Annotated in this window: 20 protein-coding genes and 1 pseudogene; 13 read left to right on the plus strand and 8 right to left on the minus strand. The window is 61.7% G+C overall.

The window, feature by feature from the left end; genetic code table 11:
- From FJ404_13075 to FJ404_13090, 4 genes are all read right to left on the minus strand, one after another.
- Positions 1-961 (minus strand): HAD-IIIC family phosphatase (locus FJ404_13075; protein ID MBM3823795.1); only part of this gene is annotated, 961 nt, incomplete at its 3' end.
- Positions 962-1,280: 319 nt separating this feature from the next.
- On the minus strand, positions 1,281-2,342 hold the full coding sequence (locus FJ404_13080) for an Mrp/NBP35 family ATP-binding protein (protein MBM3823796.1): 1,062 nt from the start codon (positions 2,340-2,342) through the stop codon (positions 1,281-1,283).
- Positions 2,343-2,418: 76 nt separating this feature from the next.
- A complete protein-coding gene (locus FJ404_13085; protein MBM3823797.1) occupies positions 2,419-3,720 on the minus strand; it encodes a cysteine desulfurase in 1,302 nt (433 codons plus the stop codon).
- Positions 3,717-5,099, minus strand: coding sequence for a hypothetical protein (locus FJ404_13090; GenBank protein ID MBM3823798.1), 1,383 nt, complete (start codon positions 5,097-5,099; stop codon positions 3,717-3,719). Before FJ404_13090 ends, FJ404_13085 begins: the two co-directional genes overlap by 4 nt.
- A gap of 314 nt (positions 5,100-5,413) precedes the next feature.
- Between FJ404_13090 and FJ404_13095 the strand changes: the two genes are divergently transcribed.
- The 7 genes from FJ404_13095 to FJ404_13125 all read left to right on the plus strand — a co-directional run bounded on the left by FJ404_13095 (position 5,414) and on the right by FJ404_13125 (position 9,985).
- A complete protein-coding gene (locus FJ404_13095; protein ID MBM3823799.1) occupies positions 5,414-5,611 on the plus strand; it encodes a hypothetical protein in 198 nt (65 codons plus the stop codon).
- Positions 5,608-5,946 carry a glutaredoxin gene (locus FJ404_13100; GenBank protein ID MBM3823800.1) on the plus strand — a complete coding sequence of 113 codons (339 nt, stop codon included), beginning with the start codon at positions 5,608-5,610 and terminating at the stop codon, positions 5,944-5,946. Before FJ404_13095 ends, FJ404_13100 begins: the two co-directional genes overlap by 4 nt.
- Complete coding sequence (locus FJ404_13105) at positions 5,943-6,572, plus strand: phosphoribosylglycinamide formyltransferase (GenBank protein MBM3823801.1); 630 nt, start codon at positions 5,943-5,945, stop codon at positions 6,570-6,572. Before FJ404_13100 ends, FJ404_13105 begins: the two co-directional genes overlap by 4 nt.
- Before the next feature lie 180 nt (positions 6,573-6,752).
- Positions 6,753-7,637, plus strand: a complete 885-nt coding sequence (locus FJ404_13110; GenBank protein MBM3823802.1) for an ATP phosphoribosyltransferase — start codon at positions 6,753-6,755, stop codon at positions 7,635-7,637.
- A 23-nt stretch (positions 7,638-7,660) separates the two neighbouring features.
- Positions 7,661-7,762, plus strand: a complete 102-nt coding sequence (locus tag FJ404_13115; protein ID MBM3823803.1) for an AURKAIP1/COX24 domain-containing protein — start codon at positions 7,661-7,663, stop codon at positions 7,760-7,762.
- Between the two features lie 88 nt (positions 7,763-7,850).
- Positions 7,851-9,584 carry a tetratricopeptide repeat protein gene (locus FJ404_13120; protein MBM3823804.1) on the plus strand — a complete coding sequence of 578 codons (1,734 nt, stop codon included), beginning with the start codon at positions 7,851-7,853 and terminating at the stop codon, positions 9,582-9,584.
- A 17-nt stretch (positions 9,585-9,601) separates the two neighbouring features.
- Positions 9,602-9,985, plus strand: coding sequence for a DUF2203 family protein (locus tag FJ404_13125; protein ID MBM3823805.1), 384 nt, complete (start codon positions 9,602-9,604; stop codon positions 9,983-9,985).
- Between the two features lie 176 nt (positions 9,986-10,161).
- Here the strand turns inward: FJ404_13125 and FJ404_13130 are convergent, their stop codons facing one another.
- Positions 10,162-10,566 carry a helix-turn-helix transcriptional regulator gene (locus FJ404_13130; GenBank protein ID MBM3823806.1) on the minus strand — a complete coding sequence of 135 codons (405 nt, stop codon included), beginning with the start codon at positions 10,564-10,566 and terminating at the stop codon, positions 10,162-10,164.
- A gap of 32 nt (positions 10,567-10,598) precedes the next feature.
- On the opposite strand from FJ404_13130, the gene FJ404_13135 reads away from it, so the two are divergent.
- From FJ404_13135 to FJ404_13160, 6 genes and pseudogenes are all read left to right on the plus strand, one after another.
- The gene (locus FJ404_13135; GenBank protein MBM3823807.1) at positions 10,599-11,174 is read left to right on the plus strand and encodes a rhodanese-like domain-containing protein; all 576 of its coding nucleotides are present in this window, start codon (positions 10,599-10,601) and stop codon (positions 11,172-11,174) included.
- A 10-nt stretch (positions 11,175-11,184) separates the two neighbouring features.
- On the plus strand, positions 11,185-11,649 hold the full coding sequence (locus tag FJ404_13140; GenBank protein MBM3823808.1) for a sulfite exporter TauE/SafE family protein: 465 nt from the start codon (positions 11,185-11,187) through the stop codon (positions 11,647-11,649).
- Positions 11,646-11,945 carry a sulfite exporter TauE/SafE family protein gene (locus FJ404_13145; GenBank protein MBM3823809.1) on the plus strand — a complete coding sequence of 100 codons (300 nt, stop codon included), beginning with the start codon at positions 11,646-11,648 and terminating at the stop codon, positions 11,943-11,945. Before FJ404_13140 ends, FJ404_13145 begins: the two co-directional genes overlap by 4 nt.
- Positions 11,942-13,132: pseudogene (locus tag FJ404_13150) on the plus strand (NAD(P)/FAD-dependent oxidoreductase). The gene FJ404_13145 and the pseudogene FJ404_13150 overlap by 4 nt, the downstream one beginning before the upstream one ends.
- 41 nt (positions 13,133-13,173) lie before the next feature.
- Complete coding sequence (locus FJ404_13155) at positions 13,174-14,220, plus strand: MBL fold metallo-hydrolase (GenBank protein ID MBM3823810.1); 1,047 nt, start codon at positions 13,174-13,176, stop codon at positions 14,218-14,220.
- On the plus strand, positions 13,911-14,561 hold the full coding sequence (locus FJ404_13160) for a rhodanese-like domain-containing protein (GenBank protein MBM3823811.1): 651 nt from the start codon (positions 13,911-13,913) through the stop codon (positions 14,559-14,561). The genes FJ404_13155 and FJ404_13160 overlap by 310 nt, the downstream gene beginning before the upstream one ends.
- A gap of 386 nt (positions 14,562-14,947) precedes the next feature.
- On the opposite strand, the gene FJ404_13165 is transcribed toward FJ404_13160, so the two are convergent.
- From FJ404_13165 to FJ404_13175, 3 genes are all read right to left on the minus strand, one after another.
- Positions 14,948-17,428: a DEAD/DEAH box helicase gene (locus FJ404_13165; GenBank protein ID MBM3823812.1), complete on the minus strand. Its 2,481-nt coding sequence runs from the start codon at positions 17,426-17,428 to the stop codon at positions 14,948-14,950.
- A gap of 316 nt (positions 17,429-17,744) precedes the next feature.
- On the minus strand, positions 17,745-19,235 hold the full coding sequence (locus FJ404_13170) for a M81 family metallopeptidase (GenBank protein MBM3823813.1): 1,491 nt from the start codon (positions 19,233-19,235) through the stop codon (positions 17,745-17,747).
- A gap of 21 nt (positions 19,236-19,256) precedes the next feature.
- Positions 19,257-20,606, minus strand: coding sequence for an aminotransferase class III-fold pyridoxal phosphate-dependent enzyme (locus FJ404_13175; protein MBM3823814.1), 1,350 nt, complete (start codon positions 20,604-20,606; stop codon positions 19,257-19,259).
- Between the last annotated feature and the right edge of the window lie 67 nt (positions 20,607-20,673).

The following is a 20,673-nucleotide window of genomic DNA, read 5'->3' on the forward strand; positions in this document are numbered from 1 at the left end:
ACTGGACGGGGTCATCATCGATGAACACCAGGCTGGAGGTCGTGAACCCGAGCTGTTCCGCGATGGATTGGAGGCTCTCGGATTTCGAGTTCCAGTCGATCCGGCGCACGGCAAAGTGTTCTGGTTTCAGCACGGAGCACGGATGAGTCTTGAGCGCGTTCAGAACATCGGCTTCGTGATTTCGGCTGCAAAGCCCCAGCAGTTTGCCTTCGTCGCGCAGGCGCAAGCACAGGCGATGAATCGCTTGCCGGGGCTCGTCGATCACGATGCCCTCCAGTCCGTCTTCGGCGCAAACTCCCGACCACAAGGTTCCGTCCGCATCCAGGATGACGGCTTTGCGACTTGGACCAAAACGCGAATGTATTCTTCGGGCGATGGCGTGGGCCATGAACTCGAAGAATTCGGGCTCGTAGGGGATGCCGGCCAATTCGCGAGCCGTGGGGTCGTCAAGGTCCCCCAGCGCAGAGAATCCTGGCATTTGCGCGAGTTCATAGACAGCCAGGCCCGGAATTCGTGCGCCGGTTGTCAGGCATTCCCTCGCCCGGGATTCCACGCGGGTGAGGAAATCGGAGCGATCCCTGATGCTGGGGGAACTTGGACAGAGGCAAATCTCGAAATCCGCGGAACGCTGCGCCAGCTTGCTGCGCACCAGATCAACGAACTCACGGACCGATCGCACCAAGCGCTCTGACAGTGATGTCAGGTCTGGAGATTTCGAGCTCAGCTCGGACTTGAAATCCGCAAGATCCTCCCAGCGAAGGAAGACGAGGTTCAGTCCATTCTGAGAAGCGATGAAAGGACCTTCGTTTGCCGCCAAAGATTGGAAGAGTTGTCCAGAAGGAGAATAGGAGAAGTGGGTCTCGACGCCTTGCTCCTTAAGTAGCTTTGAAAGCGGAGCTTGCAGCGGATCGATTGTAAAGGAAGCTCCGATGCCAAGGTTCATGGAATGGGCGCGCGTCATTCTCGGGAACCATCAAAGCAACTCGTATGCCGTGCGAATGGCCTCTGGCCCGCAACGGATTACAGAAGCGAAACCTGTTGAAAGCCGTCCGCTAAAATCCGGCATTTGACCTCCGCCAAGGAGAGGAGAAGTTAAAGGCCAATGGCTAGCCACGAACCCGCTGTTGTTTCGGGAATCGCTCTTTTCGTTGCCCATATCTACTTGACTCCTCGGCAACGAGAGGGAACGGCTAAAAGATTCGTGGAGAAGAAGCTGGCGCTTCTCCTCCCGGAATGAGTGCCTACGAGTTCCTGGAAACTTCTGTCGACATTCTTATCGGCTAGTGATTCGAATCTTTCGCAAGGTCCAGTCTTCGATGAACTTCCTCGGCGATGCGTAAGAAAGCGGCTCCCGGGGGCGAGGTGGGATCGCTCGCCGTCACAGGGCGGCCTTGATCACCTCCGACCCGGATTTCCGTAAAAATGGGAACTTCTCCCAGGAAAGCGACTTTCTGGCGTTCTGCTTCGGCGCGGCCACCCCCGTGGCCGAAAATCTCGACCCGATCGCCCGCCGGGGTGATGAAGTAACTCATGTTTTCAATCAAGCCCAAGATGGGCACGTGGACCTTGTCAAACATGGCCATGCCTTTCCGCACGACTCCCAGCGAAGCTTCCTGTGGAGTGGTGACGATCACACCGCCATCCAGGGGTGCGCTCTGGCAGAGCGAGAGCTGGGCGTCCCCGGTCCCGGGAGGCAAATCGACGAGCAAAACATCCAGCTGCCCCCATTCCACCTGAGTCAGGAATTGCTGGACCGTTTTCATGATCATGGGTCCCCTCCAAATCACCGGCTGATGGTCATCGATGAGGAAGCCCATGCTCATCAATTTGATTCCGAAGCTGGAGGGAGGCACGAGCATTTCCCGCTCGCTGATGGATGGACGCTGATGAATGCCCATCATGAGGGGAATGCTGGGGCCGTAGATATCGCAATCCAACAACCCCACCCGCAATCCCAAGTGATGGAGTCCACAGGCGAGGTTTACCGAACAGGTGGATTTTCCGACTCCGCCTTTGCCGCTCGCCACGGCGATCACACGTCGGATGCCGGGCAAACGGTTGACTTTGGCCACCTGGGCGCCGGGACTTGCCGTTTCGGACGCCGGCGGCATCTGCACCTCCACATGCACGGCCTGCACGCCCTCGAGCCCGCGCAGGACCTGCTCGCAGCCGGCCTTGATTTGTTGGGCGGTTTCCTTGTTGTGAGAAGTGAGCTCGATGCGCACGCTCACCGCGCCTTGGGCGGTGGTGATTTGTTTGACCAGTCCAAAGGACACGATATCCCGGGAATAACCAGGATACTTGACGCTCTTGAGCGCTTCTTGCAGGGCAGATTCGGTCATCATAAAAGCAGTTTGACGGCGTCCGCAGGTTAGTCAACCCGAGGAAGGGGAAGAAGCGTTCTTTCCTGACTTCGAGTCAAGCTTTCCAATCGGGAAGGCGGCGATCAGGGGAATCAGGCGAGGACCTGCTTTTCAGTCGCAAAGCCTTGGTTTCCTCGGAATCCAGCAGAAAATCAACAGGTAACAAGGCGGATTCCCTCTCTCCACGCTCGAATGCCAGCCATTCCTCAGACATGCCCCGGACCTTGGCGACCACGCTTGAGAAACGCTCCGCGGCCGCTTCGGCCTGTTCGACGGTGTGGTTTCGGTCCACACTGAAGCGCACGCTGCCCACCGCCAGCGAATAGGGCAGGCCGACCGCCTGCATGGATGGGGAAACGCGCAAGGATTGGTTCGCGCACGCATGTCCGCTGGATAAGGCTAATCCGGCGAAGTCTCCCGCCAACACCAAGGCTTCACCCTCGACGAATTCCACTGAAACGTGCAGGAGTTGAGGCAGCCTGTCGTTTCCCCAGCGCGGGCCATTGAGCTTCACATAAGGCACACGTTCCTCGATCGTGTTCCACAAGACTCGCGTGACCTTGCCGGTGGATTCGCGGGTGGAACCCAGTTCGGAGGTGGCGAGTTCGAGCGCTTTGGCGCCTCCGATGATCGCAGGCAGGTTTTCTGATCCTGCGCGCAGTCCCATCTCCTGCGAACCTCCGAACAGGAGAGGTTCCAGGCGAACCCCTCGGCGCTTGAAGAGGACCCCCATGCCGCGAGGCCCCCCGAAGCGGTGAGTGGAGAGGCTCAGCATGGACACTCCCGGCGGGACCTTCAGGTCGAGATAACCGGCAGCGGCCACGCCATCGAGGGCGAGAAGCACCCCCCTTTCGAGGGCGAGTTTGCCCAGGGCTTCGATGGGCTGAACGGTTCCGAATTCGTGATGGCCCCAGTGGGTGGCAATGAGGAAAGTCTCCTCCGTGATCAACTCTTGAACACGTTCCACCGGGATGCTCCCGTCCGATTCCACTTGCACCCGTGTGATGGTGAAGCCCCGTTTTTCCAGGTGTCGCAACGGTTCCGCTATCGCCGGGTGTTCCAGACCGGTGCTGATGATATGGCGGCGTGAAGATTCCGCGTTGGCGGCGGCACCGAGGAGGGCGAGATTCATCGCCTCCGTTCCGCATGAAGTGAAGGTGATTTCCTCGGGGGATCCGGCGCCCAGGCAGGCGGCCACACTCTCCCGCGACTTCTCGAGGGCGTCACGAGCTTCCAATCCTTCCTGATGGACGGCCGAGGGATCGCCGTGGCGGGAACGCAGCCAGGGCTCCATCGCTTCCCAAACCTCCGGGCGGAGAGGCGATCCCGATTGACGATCGAAGAGGAGCCGATTCATGGCGCTTGGGCGCCGGGTTGGGCGCGTCTGGCTTGAGCCGCGAAGTAAACACAAGCTCCCATCAAGCACGCCGCCCCCCCGACGCTCATCGCATAAGTGAATCCCTTGAAAAAAACCAGCCGGGAAGCGTTCCCGGTGGCCAGATCTTTGAAGAGTTGGACGAGCACTGACCCGGTGTACCCGATCGCGTCCGCGAGGTAGATGGCGAACACGGCGGTGCCCGCGGTTTTCGTGGCGGCGATCAGGCGATCAAAAAGCATCGAACCGAAGGGAACGTAGGCCAGATAAGATCCGAAACCGGTCAGCGCCATCCACACGTAGCCGCTGATTCGCCGCGTCTCGAGAAGGAAGGTTCCGAGGCCGAGGAGGACCAGTCCGAAGGACATCATGGCGAAGGCGGTAATCAAGGCCCGGCGATTATCGCGTACCAGGTTCAGCAGAGCGAGAGCGCCCATGATGCCAAAGGCCACCCAGGTCTCCGTTTTGGAGATGATCGTTTTGTGTTGCGCGTAGGGGTAGCCCAGATCGTTGAACAGTTCGACTTGGTAGTTATCCCGAAAATCCCGGTATGCGGTCAGAAAAAAGTAAGCCACACAGAGCATCAACAGCCCGGGCAGAAATTGGCGGATGAAGACCATCCGCTCCTCCGCGTTCATCGGCTGCCTCGCGGTGCGCTCCTCCACGTCCGCGACCGTCGGTCGCGGGAGTTGATTCAGCATCCAGACCGAAAGCAAGAACAAGGGAAGGAAGTGGAGTCCGGTGACAAAGGGCATCCAGGATTCATTCACGTTGGCCAGCCATGGACTGATGAGGTCGCCCGCGAGGGGGACTTTTCGCCACCAAGCGGCCAGGCCGCCTTCCAGAACCGCCCGCCCGATGTCCTTCACGATGCCGCTGGACAGGATGTAGGAACAACTCAGGCCGGCGAGCAGGAATTCCGACGTTCGCCGCCCCTCCAGATACCACACGACCAAGCCCCAAACCATGCCGAGTGGAAGTCCGTTGAGAAAAATGGCGGCCACTTTCCAGCTTCCAGGCAGCACCGCGAACAGCAGGAGCGCCAGCTCCGCCCACACGATGAGCAGGATCAGGCTCCAAGCGCGCCGGGCGGGGGAGATTTCCGAACAGACTTTGATGCCGATGTACTTGGAGCAGGCGTACCCAAGGATCTGGCTGACGACGATCGCGGTTTTGAGCGCCACAAGGGAGCCCGCAAAAAACTCCCCGTCGAAACGCGCCGCGGCAAACGGCTTGCGGAACGCGTACATGCAGAAATAAGTGGAAAAGGCAGACGCGACGGCGAAGAGAACGAAGATCCACGACGGACTCCGTTCCAGAATCCTGGTGACGCGCGATGAATGCGGCGTGGAATCGGGCATGATCTTGCAGGGCGCGCCTCCATCAAAGCGATTCGCCTCCTCGCGAGGCGAGCAAATTCCGGATGGGAGGCGTGGTTTTCCCTCGTGTCGCACGTGGCGCGAGCCCGCGCGAGTTTCTACCCCAAGCCACTCGTAACACGCAGCAACGCTTGTTTCCACGACGTCTGGAGGTGCGATGGACAGGTTCGCATCATCGACATGCCATCGATCACGCCCGCGACAGCGGGCCGTTCTAAATCCGCGCCTCTTTCAACCGCACGAACCACCATTCGCGACTCCGGAGGAAATCTTACGCGCGGATTCGGTGCATCCCGATGTTGCCGTTGATGCAGGTAGGGTGCGTCCGTCCCGGCGCGCCGCCGGAGCATGATGTTTTGCATCCAGTGGGCGGCGGGCTGGGACAGGCTCGTCCTACCAACAACATCGGGATACACGGGCGCGGATTTAGGCTCCATCTTCGCAGTTGCCAATTCCGGGGGGTGTGGCAACCTATGTCTGTTCTTGATTTATGAGCAAACCTAAGATCATCGCTTATTTGAAGCCGCATTGCGGATGGAGCCAGGGAGTGCGCGCGGTCATGCGCAAGTATGACCTTCCCTTCGAGGATCGGGACATCATCAACGACCCCGCGCAGCGCGAGGAGATGATTCGCAAGAGCGGACAAATGTTGAGCCCGTGTGTTGAAATTGACGGGCGCATGCTGGCGGACATCAGCGGTGAGGAGGTCGAAGCCTTCATGCTCTCCTATCAGTTGGTGGCGCCCAATGCCCGCACGCCTGACGCGCCGACCAACCAGCCTTGCGCGCACGAGATGCCCGGAGCGGCGCCGCTGCAGTTCCAGCGTTGAAGCCTCCGCGGCTTGGCTTTCTTGGGTCCGGCAAAGGTTCGAACTTTGTCGCCATTGCGCGCGCCTGTGCCCAGGGTGAACTGCCCGCCCTCCCGGTTCTGGTGATCTCCGACGTTGCGTCGGCGGGCATCCTGGAACGCGCCCGGGAACACGGCATTGACGCCCGCGCCATCGATCCCGGCCGTTTTCGCACCAAACTCGATGAACGGGCCGAGGCGGAATGCGTGCGGGTCTTGCGCGAAGCCGACGTGGACTGCGTGGTTCTGGCAGGTTTCATGAGGGTCTTAAAGGGTGATTTTCTGCGTGCATTTCCCGGCAAGGTCCTGAATATCCACCCCTCTTTGCTTCCGGCGTTCCCCGGATTGGAAGCCTGGCGGCAGGCGCTGGATTACGGCGCCAAGGTCGCGGGTTGCACGGTGCACCTCGTGGATCAGGGCATCGACACCGGCCCGATCGTCGCGCAGGAGGCGGTTCCGGTTCTGGAGGACGACACGCCGGAGTCCCTGCATGCGCGCATTCAAGAGGCGGAGCGGCGGTTGTATCCGGCGGCTTTGAAGCGATGGTTGTCCGGCAATCTTGAAGTTCACGGAAGACGAACCGTGGCGCGGAAGCCCTCGGCCGCCTGATCGGGGACGGACCGTGGGAAAGCAAACGAACATCGTGTGTGAAAGCAAAACTCAAGATCAAGCGTCCGGGCAACGTGACGCTCCGCCGCCGATGGGTCATCAATCCGACGACCCAGGTGAAGCCTTCCGCTCGGGAATACGCCCGGACGATGGCGAAACAAACTTTGCGAAAGGAATTGCATGACCGCTAAGCAGACGGTCCTGCGGCTCGGCCTTCCCAAGGGGAGTTTGCAGGACGCGACGATCGAGAAAATGGCCAAGGCCGGATTCAATGTCCAGGTCAGCAGCCGTTCTTACATTCCCTATGTGGACGATCCGGAATTGGAAATCCGCCTCATCCGCGCTCAGGAAGTGAGCCGGTATGTGGAGTTGGGATATTTGGATGCCGGGATCACCGGGCTCGACTGGATTCAGGAGAATGGATCCCGGGTGCACGAGGTGGGAGAGTTCATGTTCAGCAAGGCCACGCGACAGCCGTCGCGCTGGGTGCTGGCCGTTCCTGAGGATTCACCCGTTCGCAGCGTCAAGGATTTGAAGGGAAAGCGCATCGCGACCGAAGTGGTCAAGCTGACTCGCCGCTACCTTCGCCGGCACAAGGTTAAAGCGGCGGTGGAGTTTTCCTGGGGCGCCACGGAGGTCAAAGCGCACGAACTTGTGGATGCGATCGTGGAGATCACCGAGACCGGGTCCTCGCTCCGAGCCAACAAACTCCGAATTGTCGATACGCTGCTCGTCTCGACGCCGAGGTTGATTGCCAATCACGATGCTTGGCGTCACGTTTGGAAGCGGGAAAAGATTGAGACGCTGGCATTGCTGCTCCGGGGGGCGATCGAGGCCGAGGCGAAAGTGGGATTGAAGATGAACATTCCCGAGAAGAAACTGGCCGGTTTGCTCTCCAAGTTGCCGGCGCTGCGCAATCCCACCGTGTCCAGTTTGAGTGCTGGCGGATGGGTCGCAGTGGAGACAATCATTGACGAGCACGTGGTTCGTGAGTTAATCCCCAGGCTTAAAGCCGAAGGGGCGGAAGGCATTATTGAGTATCCGCTCAACAAAGTTGTTTACTGATCTGAATCATCGGACATCCATTTATGGGATCACTGAAAAAGCGCCGGAAGGCCAAGATTAACAAACATAAGCGCCGGAAGCAGTTGAGAGCCAACCGGCATAAAAAGCGCACCTGGCAGAGGTAGCCAGGCGGCCTCTCGTCGCCAACGGTCCCGCGATCTTTACAACCCAGCGCGGTCTCCCTCAGCGAGGCCGCGCTGGGTCTGCTCTATTATGGCGGACGCGTGTTCTACCCATTCACGACCGTCCCCTCCACAGGGGAAGGCGCTCTCCCCCCTGGCCGCGCTCGCACCCCTGGTCGCCACCGCGGTCCTTGTCGCGCTGGCCGCGGGTTGTTCCTCGACTCCCCGATCCGTTCAGTCCAGCCGGGACGGCGAGTTGCTTTCCATCCCCTCGGACCCCGAGGTCGAGCGGGTGGCTCGCGCCCATGCCGCATTCGCCCAAGGTGTGCTGCAGGAATTGCGGCGGGAAGGGGACAAGGCGTTGCAGTCGTACACGGACTCGGTCCTGCACGATCCCGGGAACGACGATTTGGTGATCGAAGTGGCGCAGCGGCATCTCCAGCAAAAAAACGCCAAGAAGGCGATTGAGATACTGCGGAAGGCGATCGCCATTCCCGATCCGCCTCCGGTTCTGCATGTGTTGCTTGCGACCGCTTATCTTGAGGATCAGCAGCCCAAAGCGGCGATTCAGGAGGGCAAGAGAGCGGTGCTGACCGCCCCGGACAATCCATTGGCCCATCGCGGCCTGGCCTTGGCGCACTTGCGGGACAAACAACCTGCGCTCGGCCTGAAAGTCTTGGAGTCCGCCGCCCGTCGCCCCGCCACCAACCAGGATTATTTGATCGGCATCGCGGAGATCGGCGTGGCGTTACAGGGGGTCGAAGGCCCCCACCGGGAAAAATCCCGCACGCTCACGCTGGAGTTGCTGGAGCGCTGTGAGGTGGAGAAGCCCGAGGCCAATCCGCTGGCCATTCAGCGCGCCGCCGTACTTTACGAAGCATCCCGGGAGTTCAAGAAAGCCGAGGCTTTGTATCTCGAACTTCTGAAGCGGTTCCCCTCGGTGACGGCCCTGAAGAGCCGGTTGCTGGGCCTCTATTTGAAAACGGGTGATCGGGCCCGTGCCATCGAACAACTCGAGGCCCTTGGCCGCGCCAGCCCCACCAATCCCAATGTTCAATATCTGCTCGGCGGACTCTATGCGGAGGACAAGAAACCCGACCAGGCGGTGGAAGCTTACCAGCGGGCGCTTCGATTGAAGCCCGACATGGAGGAGGCCTATTTCGATTTGTCATCGGTCCTCCTGTCCAAGAATCGATTCGACGAGGCGGTCGAGCTTTTGCGTTCCGCTCGCGAAAAACTGAAGAACCGCTTTGCGGTCGAGTTCTACCTTGCCTTGGCCCGCTTTCGGCAGAAGCAATACGATGAAGCGCTCAAACATCTCATCGAAGCGGAGGTGGTGGCGAAAGGGGATGATCCGGCCCGGCTCAATCACCTTTTCTACTTTCAACTGGGCGCCGTCCACGAGCGGAGAAAGGATTTTGCTTCCGCCGAGACCGCTCTGCGCAAAAGCATCGAACTCGCTCCGAAGTTCGCCGAAGCCTTGAATTACCTCGGCTATATGTGGGCGGATCGCGGGGAAAACCTGAAGGAAGCCAGGGGACTGATCGAGCGAGCTTTGCTGGAAGAGCCCAAGAACGGGGCGTTTCTCGATAGCATGGCCTGGGTGTTGTTTCGTTTGAACAAGCCGCAGGAAGCCATGGCCTGGATGCAGAAAGCCCTGGCGAACATCGAGGAGCCTGACCCCACGCTTTACGACCACCTGGGCGACATCCACCAAGCCCTGAAGGAGCCCGCCAAGGCCCGCGAAGCGTGGAAGAAATCCCTCGAGCTTGAAGCGAATGAGGATGTGCGCAGAAAACTGAACGAGACTCCAAACGCTCCCTGATCGCCGAGTCCAGCTTCATGCCTTTCATCTTCCAACGACACTACACCAGAGATCAGGCCGAGGCGCTCTTGCCGGACGTCCGCCGATGGTTTTCGGAAATCGAGGATCTGCGTCACCGGCTGGAGGCGATTGATCCCGGTTTGGCGGAACGCGCGGCGGCGGGTGAGGATCTCGGCGGCGATGCGGTCAACCGCTCCTTGAAGTTGCAAACCCGTTTGCAGGAACTCTTGGATAAATTCCGCGCGCTCGAAATCCAGATCAAGGACTTGGATCGCTGGCTCATTGATTTTCCGGCCGTGATTGGAGGTCGCGAAGTGTTCTTGTGCTGGCAGCGTGGCGAGGATGCCATCGAGTACTGGCATGACCTCCGCGCCGGATTTGCCGGACGGACGCCTCTGTAATCCGCCCTGGGTGCAGCCGTTCTCATTGTGGTGGGTAGGGCGCGTCACTCCGTGCGCGCCGCCCTTGGAAACACCCGGTTTCGGCGCGCAGCGGAGTGCGCGCCCTACCTTGATCAATCAAAATGAGAACGGCTGCCCCGGGTGTCCTTCACGCCGTTCGGGGCGGAACGCCGGGCTCACGGACGGCGCGATGGAGATGGGCTTGGCGTCTCCCGGCCCGCTGATCCTGCGAGCCAAGCCGTTTTCGCTGCCAACTCTTCCTGCAAACGTCCGCAGACGAGGTCGCACAATTCGAACAGGGACTCGTCCGCGATGAAATAGTGGACGTTCAAGCCCTGTTTGCGCCGCCCCACCATGCCGGCGCCCGCCAGCAGACTGAGGTGCTTGGAGACGTTGGCCTGGCCCGCCCCGGTGGCTTCGACCAGCGCGGTCACGGATTTTTCCCCACCCCGCAATTCGTGAAGCAGGCGGAGACGCATGGGCTCGGCCAGCAGGCGAAAACGCGCGGCCACCAACTCCAGCGCCCCCGGGGGAAGGGATTTCGGCGCGGTCAATCGGAACTTCGAGTGCGGTCTTGACATATTACTGAATGATCATATAGTCGAATAACAATATGACGACCTTACCGAATCTGACCCTGCCGCTCAACGGGAATCTCACCCCGCCGGAGCTGCGCGCCCGCCTCGGGAACGGCGAACGCTTCGAGTTGGTGGATGTGCGGACCCACCCGGAGTTTGCCGCCGGACGCATCGCCGGTGCCCGCCTGCTTCCGCTGGATGAACTTGAATCACGGGTTCGTGACTGGGATCGAAACCTCCCGATGATCTGCATCGGCCGCTCCGGACGGCGATCCGCCCAAGCCGCAGCACGGTTGGCCAGGCTCGGCTTTGCCCGCGTGCATCAACTCGAGGGCGGGTTGCTCGCCTGGGAAAAGGCCGGTCTGCCGCTGGAAAAGGACGATCGGGCACCTTGGGCGCTGGAGCGCCAGGTGCGCTTCACCGCCGGGGTGCTCGTCCTGGCGGGACTGGGAAGTTCATGGCTTTGGCCGCCGGCGATCGGACTGACCTGGTTGGTGGGCGCAGGACTCGTCCTGGCCGCGATCACGGATTGGTGCGGCATGGGATTGCTCCTCGCCAGGATGCCATGGAACCGTCCGACCCGGGAGTGCGCGGGGGCCGGCAACCCTTGAGCGGCGTCTCATGGACTCGAACATCCTCATCGCGCTGGTTCTGGCCGTCGGCATCGGTTTGTCGCTGGGCCTCCTCGGAAGCGGCGGTTCCATCCTGACCTTGCCGGTGCTCGTCCACGTCGCCGGCGTACCGGTCGTGTCGGCGGTCGGCATGTCGCTCGCCATCGTGGGGGGAACCAGCGCCGCCGGGGCGTGGTGGAAACACCGGCAAAAATTGGTCCATGGACAAGCGGCGGCGTTGTTTGGCGGCGCCGGCATGACGGGTTCGCTGGCCGGCGCTCAGTTCACCCGGCTCGTCCCCACGGAAGTCTTGATGCTGGTGTTCGCAGGATTGATGGCGGCCGTGGCGTGGCGGATGCTCTCACGGCGCGGGGACGAGGACATTCGTCCGCTGCCCGACTGTCGTCCTCTTCGCTGCGGTCTGGCGGGATTCGGAGTCGGGTTCCTCACGGGTTTCTGCTCGTTCCGGCGATGATCCTGTTCGCCCGGCTTCCGATGGCTGTGGCCACGGGGACCTCGCTGGCGGTCATCGCGGTTAATTCCTTGGCCGGCTGGGTCGGGCACTTGGGTCGCGAGCCCATCGCGTGGGGCATGACCGGCGGATATCTGCTCGCGGCCCTGGTGGGGATGACCGCGGGCCTGCGGTTGAGCGGACGGTGGGGGCCCGCCCTGCTGCGGCGTGTCTTCGGCTGGCTCCTGCTCATCATGGCGGGAATTGTCCTGATGAACAACTGGACCGCGATCGCGGCCCTTCTTTTCAAGCGATCATGACTTCGACTCATCACTCCATTCTTATCGTCGGCGGTGGCACGGCGGGCCTTACGGTGGCGGTGCGTTTGCGCCGGGCGAGGGCTGAACTTTCCATCGGGGTCATCGAACCTTCCTCCCGGCACTATTATCAGCCGCTTTGGACGCTGGTGGGAGGCGGTGTGGTGAAGAAGGAATCCACGGTGCGCGACGAATCGGATGTGATGCCGCACGGGGTGGAATGGCTGCGTGGCGCCGCCATGGAATTCCGGCCGAAGCTCAAGACCGTCATCACGGCGGAGGGCAGGCTGCACACCTACGAGCAAATGGTGGTCTGCCCGGGCTTGCAGCTTGACTGGAGCGCGGTTCCCGGGCTGCGGGAGAGCATCGGACGGAACGGGGTTTGTTCCAACTACAGTTACGACACGGTGGATTCGCCGTGGGAGGCCCTGAGTGGTTTTCGCGGCGGCACGGCGCTGTTCACCATGCCCAACACGGCGGTCAAATGCGGCGGAGCCCCGCAGAAAATCATGTACCTCGCGGAAGATTGGATTCGTCGTCAGGGCGTGCGCGAGCAGAGCCGCGTTGTCTATGTCACGCCGGGCGCCGCCCTTTTCGGGGTGGCAAAGTATCGCGCCGCGCTGGAACGCATCGCCGCCGCGCGTGGCATCGAAACCCGGCTCCGCCATCACCTCGTGGAAGTGCGCGGCGGCGAGCGCGTGGCGGTCCTGGAAAACCTCGACACCCGGGCACGGGACCCGGTGCGCTTCGACCTTTTGCACGTCACCCCGCCCATGAGCGCGCCGGACTTCATCAAGACCAGCCCGCTGGCGGACCCCTCGGGCTGGGTTGAAGCGGACCCATACACGCTGCAACATCCGCGCTTCCCTGACATTTTTGCGCTGGGCGACGCGAGCAGCCTGCCCACCAGCAAGACGGGTGCCGCCATTCGCAAGCAAGCTCCCGTGCTCGTCGCCAATCTGCTCTCCCTTCGCTCGGGACGGCCGCTGGCTGCGCGTTATGACGGCTACACTTCCTGTCCCATTGTCACGCGGCGCGGGCGGATGCTTTTGGCCGAGTTTGATTACGACGGCAACCCGTGCGAGAGCTTCCCCTTCAACTAGGCCAAGGAGCGGTTCTCGTTGTGGCTCCTGAAACGCTACGTGCTTCCGCTCCTCTACTGGCACGGCATGTTGAAAGGACGGGCGTAAACATCGATTTCGCCTCGGCGAACAACCGGAAAGGACACCTTATGCATCTTCAGCGCTACTTTGTCGACGGGCTTGCCCACGCCTCCTACCTGTTCGGGGCGGATGGCGAGGCCGCCGTGGTGGATCCCAAACGCGACGTGGACGATTACCTGGCCGATGCGGGCCGGGCGGGATTGAAAATCACGGCCCTCTTCAACACCCATCCACACGCCGATTTTGCCAGCGGTTTCCCTGAACTCGCGGCCCGCACCGGAGCGAGGATTTACACCTCGCACCGCGCGCCCGTGACCTACGACCGGGTGCCTGCTTCCGACGGTCAGCGGATTCGTGTGGGATCGCTGGAAGTCGAGGTGCTGGAGACTCCCGGCCATTCGCCGGACAGCCTGAGCTTTCTCCTGCGCGAGCAAGCCAGCCCCGTGGCCGTGTTCACCGGCGACCTGCTCTTTGTCAACGACGTGGGCCGGCCCGACCTGCGCGATGCCGATGCCGATCCGGCAGAGCTCGCGAGCCAGCTCTACGATTCGCTGTTCAACAAGATCCTTGCGCTTCCCGGCGGCGTCAGGATCTATCCGGCCCACAGCGCCGGCTCGCTCTGCGGGCGCGCGCTCGGTTCCGCGCCCTTTTCGACGGTGGAGCAGGAGAAGCAGTTCAACTGGGCCGCGCAGATTCGCGACCGGACCGAGTTCGTGGGGCGGATGACCGCCAACCTGCCTGACCGTCCCGCGTATTTTGCCTACGATGTCGGCGTGAACCTGCGCGGCGCGGCTCCGTTCAGTCCATTGCCGCCGTTGCGCGTTCTGGCCGAAGCCGAACTCAAGCGCGCCGCGGGCCAGGGCGCCTTGGTGATCGACACTCGCCCCGCGCCGTTCTTCGGTGCGGGTCATTTTCCAGGAAGCCTGAACATCGGTTTGGGGAGTGCGTTGTTCTCGACCTGGGCGGGGTTTTTTGTGCCGGGGGGAGAACCATCGCCCTGGTGGTTGGTTCCGCCGAGGCTGCTGTCGAGGCAAGGCTCCATCTGGCCCGCATCGGCTTTGACAGTGTGGCTGGTTACGCACTGGCCGACTCGCTTCAGGAACTGCGGCAGTTGACCCAGGTCAGCGTGTGCGATCTCAAGTCCGCGCTCAAGCGCGGTGACGCCCCTGGAGTGCTCGACGTGCGCACGCCGGGCGAATGGGAATTGGGTCACATCGAGGGGGCGCTCGCGATTCCGCTGCCGAGGCTCGCACGTGGTATGGGTTCATTGCCCAAGGACCGGCCGATGGCTGTGCTTTGCGGGAGCGGCTATCGAAGCAGCCTTGGCGCGAGCCTGCTTCTCGCGAACGGCTTTTCGCGGGTGCAAAACGTGATGGGTGGCATGGCAGCGTTCCAGGAAATGAAGTGCCCGGAATGGCAGGCGGCCAATTTGGTCTTCCCAATCGAAACAAGTTGAACGCCGCTCAAGGTGAAAATCGCCGCCAACCTCGAGGCCAGGGTTTTTGAGGGTGGTGATGGCTCCGCCAGGTTTTGGAGTGCACCAGCCCTCTGGCGCTTTCAGACGCGATGAGATCGACCCCACGCTACAAAGCGGCAGAGGGCTGCCGCACTCCAAGCCGCTTGCGCGGATCACAAAGCATCAGTCGGATTTCCTTCCTCGGCGTCTCCGCGACCCTGTGGAGAGCTTGCTCCACTGACGCCTGAAGGATGATCGCCATTGACTGGCAGGATGAAGCGAAGCGGCAAACTGGCCCTCTTCGACATGGACGCAGAGGACCCGAGCATGAAGGCAGAAAGTTGGACGAACTGAAACTCAACCCGGCTGGCCAACACGATGTCCGATCACCTCCTGCGCAAGACCAGTCGATGTTCGAGGCGTTTCGTTTGGGCATAGTCGAGCGGGGGAAGTTCCCGGTTTGTGGGGGATTCTGTCTCCCTCAGCAATTCCCTGGCTTTGGCTTGGAGTAGTTCCCATCGCGTCCATGCGAGCGAAGGCGCATGAGCAACCTGCCGCAGCGTGCTCCGCCACTCGATGATGGCTCGGTCGATGTCACCTGCTCCCAAATGCTCCCGAATCCAGGCGTGTTTTGAGGACGGGTCTTTGTGAACCGCGGCCACCACGGCTTCGGCTCCCGCCCCATACTTTAGAGGCAATCCGTCCTCGAGGTAACCCGTGATGGTTTGGTTCCCGAATCGTCGCCGGCAGGCCACCGCAAGGCGTCCGCCCCAGCGTCCGTCGTCGCCCGCAAAACGAAATCCCGCGTCCAAATTCGCGAGATCAAAAACCAATTCTTCAATGGGGTAGCCCTCGTCCTCGAGAGCGGCAGCAATCGCGAGTCCATCCCCTTGATGGAAGAAACTGACGATTTTACCGCGCCGGCTTGGATGACCACGTGCGTCCAGCAATCCGAGGCGCCTCCAGATATGGACGACGCCCCGGCCGCCTTCGATCTGCAAGCATTGAGCCTTTTCCGGGCAGGCTTCACATGCGGGTGGAGGCAATTCCCTTTGTGGCGGACGCCAGAGGATGGCGCCCGCCGTGTCACGAATCCCCTTGGCGGGACGTTTCGAGAGATCGGCGACGGCAAAGAGTTGTTGATCCTTTTCTTCCACTCTCACCAAAGCGTAACCCAAAGCCGCGAGAGCCTTGGGGAGCCCGGTTGACACCTTGTCCCATTCCGTGACCGCGAGTTTTCGTGAACGGACCGGGAGCATTCGGCGCACGCGCTTGGCAAGGTAGATCTCGCCACCGGATAATCTGGATCCCAGCGGGAAGAGGACTCCATAACGCGTCGCATCGTGTTCGGCGGCGAGCGCGACGGGTTCGCCTTCGCCCACAATGCGCGCGAACTCGGGATTTTCGAGCGCCGGACGACAACGGCAGTTGGTTTCGGGCCTTTCAGTTGGCGCGGGAAGGACTTCGACGAGAAGCCCTGCTTCCGTCTCTTGCGGCCCGTGGTGCGTTTCCCAAGCGCCGGTGGAGGAAAGGAATTGACGGATTTTTTGCCGCACATGCCGGGCCCGCTCGAAGTCGGTGTTCAATCCGCAGGCGGCGTTCGGAAATCGCAGACTGCTTTCGACCCCGATGAAGATGGGCTTGGAAGTGAAAAGCCGTTCCTGGGCCTGGACCGCCGCCCGATAAGGTTCCAGTCCGGCCTCGGTGGCGGCGTCCATGATTCCCAGGAGCGCGGGCCAGTCCACGAGTCCATTCCGCGCCAAGTGCGCGGGCTGCGCTTCGCGGAGACGAACGTCATTTTCGGTGACAAGCACGTAGCCTGTTTCGTCGATGCCCCGCCGCCCGGCGCGTCCGAACATCTGCAGAATTTCGTCCGAGCGGAGCGGATGTTCCACCGCATCCCGCCGGTAGGAATCGCCGGCCAGGGCGACGCTGCGCAGGGAAAAGTTAATGCCGGCTGCCAATCCCATGGTGGCGACCACCACGCGCAGTTGGCCGGCTTTGGCGAGGGGTTCGATCACGCCCGCCCTGACGGCGTAACTGAGGCCGCTGTGATGGTAGGCAACGCGGGTGCGGAGCATGCGGGTGAGGGATTCTCCCGCGATATGCCGCTGTTCAGGGGTCAAGCTCAGGGGGTGAGGAACAGGAAGTATCCGCGCGATTTCGGCGGCGAGGCTTTCGGCGGAGGATCGACGGGGAGCGAACAGCAGGATGGGGCCCAAGTCTTCGGCCAGGGCTTTCGCCACCGCACGCGGCCAATAGCCACGGATATCGGGCGGCACATGCACGCTGATTTGATTGAGTTCGACTTCTTCCAAAGGCACGGGACGGAGATCGGTGCGAACAAGGCTGGCCTGGCGTCCGATGCGACGCAGCCACCGCACGATGTCCTGGGGATTGGCGACGCTGCCGCTCAGCAGCAGCAGTTGCGTGGCCTGAGGCGCGAGCGCCATGGCCAGTTCATAGTTCAGCCCCCGATCGGGATCGCCCAGCATTTGGTATTCATCGATGACGAGCAGGGCGGGCCCGTGGCCTTGCAGAAGCCGTCGCTTCTGAGTTTCAAGCGTGGCCACCACAATCGGCGCATCCAGATTGTCCGAAAGATCTCCGGTGGCGATGCCCACGTTCCATCCGCGAGCTCTCCATTCGGCCAGCTTGTCGTTGGCCAGGGCGCGGGTGGGAACCGTATAGATGGCCTGTCCCTTGGGATGCCCTTGGTGCGACCACAGTTCGAAGATGAGGGTTTTGCCCGCACCTGTCGGAGCGTGAACCACGACGTCCGATCCTTCGCGGAGCGCGCTTACGGCCTGTTGTTGCCACAGGTCGGGGACGACGAATTGCTGAAGGGTGGAGAGGCTTTCAAGCATCGGGACCGCCAGCCTAGAACCCGCCTTCGCAATTGAAAAGCAGCGCGTGGGAAGATCTTTGTCCTTCCGTGCATCCCGAAATTGTCTGAAGTGTGGCGCAGGCTGCCCGGCCTGCCGTATCGCCGACGGCCCGTCGGCCCGGCGGGTGAAGAACGAGGCCCTTCCATGCTCTCCACGCGCCGGGTTCGCTGCGTCGCCCCGCAGGCTGCGCCACCGCAGACAGGGCTGTCTGCGTGACCACGACAACCCGGTCACCGACAGCCTCTGGATGCACCGGGTGTCCTTCAGCCGGCCGGGCCACCCAGCGTCGCATGATTCAAAATCGATCGAGCGGAAAGATCGGACGCCGAATTCTCCGATAAGGCAGCGCGGAAAGCTGACTCGTGCAGGGGCCTGGCGTGACGATGGTAAAATGCCTTGCCGCGATTGGGTCGAATGCCGCGCGGTGCGCCACCGCAGCTTTCACCCCGATCATGGACAACCGTTCAGGATGGATGCCCTGGCTGTGCCATTGTCCCAGATCCATGGGCGGAGTGGGCCGGGATGTGAGCAAAATCAGGAGCCCGCGATGACGCACCACGGCGCAGGGTCCCATCTCGAAGGATCGTCCGCACAGAGAGGCCAAATGGCTGCATGGATTCTCGAGATCGAACCTGCCATCGGATCTGGAAATGAGCTCCACATTCAATTCGACCGGCCCCGGATCGAGACGGCTTCCCTTTCCACCGATCGCGATCGCCGTGACGGTTCCAAGGGGAAGGGGCCAGAGCACATTCACCGCAGAGGGATCCGCAATTGCCATCGCCGCGTTTCGAACATCCTGTTCGAGGAAAGCGCGCAGAAGGCCGGTGCCGTCGCCGGGAGCACCCGCGCCGATATTGTCCGAGGGTTCCGCCAGGACGGTCAGCCCATCGGAGAACGCTTTCGCCTTTGCGATTGCGGACGACGGTTCGATTTCCAAGGGCAATCCTTCTTCTCGAAGTTGCCAGGCCAGGTTCCCTAACTCCTGCAAGGCTGCGGCAGCACGGAGTTCCGGGCCGGTGCTGATGATATTGAACGCGACGCCGGCGTCGGGCACGTCGCCGAAAGCGAATCCCGCATTCACGCTCACGGCCCAGAAATCATCGTCACGGGCTTCCAGCTCCCGGGCAAGATCGAGCAAAGCTCGCAGAGGACGATGCGCGGATCCGGTTCCGCCGGGCGGCCAGAGGATGGGAGTCCTGAGGAAAAACTGCTTTGGACGGACACCAGAAGCCGAATCACTCATGGCTCGATCGAGGAGTCTTGCCGCCCGCCTGGATGCCCCGGCCGCGTCGGTATGTGGATTCTCCCGATAGGCGACGAGGCCGTTGGCGTATCGCCCCATGGCATCACTGAAATGCGCGTGCAGATCATAGACGCCGAAAATGGGAATGGCTTTGGCGGCTGGATCCTTTCGAATCCGACGGAGCAGATCGCCTTCCACGTCGCACCGTTCCTCCGTCACCATGGCGCCGTGAAGGATCAGGAGGATTCCGTCAAGGCCGGACGCGAGGGCGCTTTTCAGAGTGGGTTCGAAGTGATCGAGAAAAGTTTGGAAAACCTCTTCTTTGACGAGGGGACCGGGGTTGAGCCGGAGGTCCAGAGCAGGAACGACCTCCCAGCCAAGCATCGATGCTTCCTCGAGTGCCGCACCCATCGGAGATCCATCGCCTCGCATTTCCAGCAAACTGACATGGGAGCGAATCTTCGCGTCCGCGAGGCCCAACCGCGGATCGAGGAAGGTGTGGGTTTCATGGAAAAGTCCGGCCAGGAGCACACGTTTCACGGCGGTATGGGTTGCCGGGGTTCAGGCCGCAGGCTGCCAGGTGGAAGCGTGGTGCGCCATCGCCAGGGAAGCTCTCCTCAGCGTTTCCGCCACATCGTCCTCGGTATGCGCGAGGCTCAAAAACCAAATGCCCCGTTCGATCGATCGGACCCCGTGTTCAAGCAGGCATCGCCGCAAATGAGCCCAGCGCCGGGCATCGTGTCTTTGGACGTAGTCGCGGTGACTCCGGACCGGCCCTTCGTTCACGCCGGGGCGAAGCAGCGTGGCGTGGAATACGCCGCCGGGGCCCTGCGGCCGCAAGCGAATCGAATGAACCTCCGCAATCTCGCGGAGCCCGCGCATCAAGCGTTGTCCCATGTGATGGAGTCGGGTCAGGGCGTCCGAGGATTGGGCGACGGTCTCCAGACACCAGTTTCCGGCGGCGAGGCACAGGGGATTGGCATTGAGGGTTCCCGCGTGGATAACTTTGCCGGTGACCAAGGGTTCGAAAACGCTGGCCTGTCCCACGAAAGCCGCCAAGGGCACGCCTCCTCCGAGTGCCTTCCCCAGGATGATGAGGTCGGGTGATGCGTGGTAAACTCCACAAGCTCCGGCTGAGCCGAAGCGAAATCCAGTGATGGTCTCATCCGCGATGAACACGGCCTGTTCGCGATCGCAAAGTTCGCGAAGCGTGTCGAGCAGGCCCGGGTCGGGCTCGATGCAACCGGTGTTGCAGAGGCACGGTTCGCAGACCATGGCGGCCCATTCTCCGCGGTGCCGGTCGATCACTTGCCGCAAGTGTTCGGCGTCGTTCCAGCGGGCGACCACGAATTGCTCCGGTACTTCGCGGATAATGCCCGCGCTGGGATGCAGCCGGGCCGGTTCATGCTCGGGCCCCCAAGCTTCGGGCGATGGACCATAGCCCACGAGTCCTTCGTCGGACCAACCATGGTAGTGGCCCTCGAAGCGCAAAATGAGGCGGCGTCCGGTCAAGGCTCGCGCCAGGCGAAACGAGGCCATGACCGCCTCGGTGGCGGAGCACGTGAGGCGGACAAGCTCGGCCCGGGGAATCATCGCGCGCAGTTGTTCCGCCACTTTGATTTCCAGCTCGGATTGCGATGCGAAATGAAATCCGAGCCTGGACTGGGTGGAAACGGCGTCGGCCATGCCAATCGGCGCATGGCCGTAAAGCAAAGCACCTTGACCGAGTTGATAGTCGATGAACTCGTTGCCATCCACATCCCACAGCCGCGATCCCTGCCCATGGGTGAAATAAAGAGGCACGGGCAATTCTGCCGCGCGGATGCCGCTATTGACCCCGCCGGCCATCGATGATCGGGCACGCTGGTGAAGGGTCACCGAACGGTCAAAGCGGAAAGGATAGTCAGGCATTTCTGGCGACGTAGGGGGTTCGTCAGGCGATGCCCGGGCGGACCCGGTGTTTGCCTGGTGCGGGCAT

Source organism: Verrucomicrobiota bacterium (assembly GCA_016871495.1).
Lineage (GTDB): Bacteria > Verrucomicrobiota > Verrucomicrobiia > Limisphaerales > VHDF01 > VHDF01.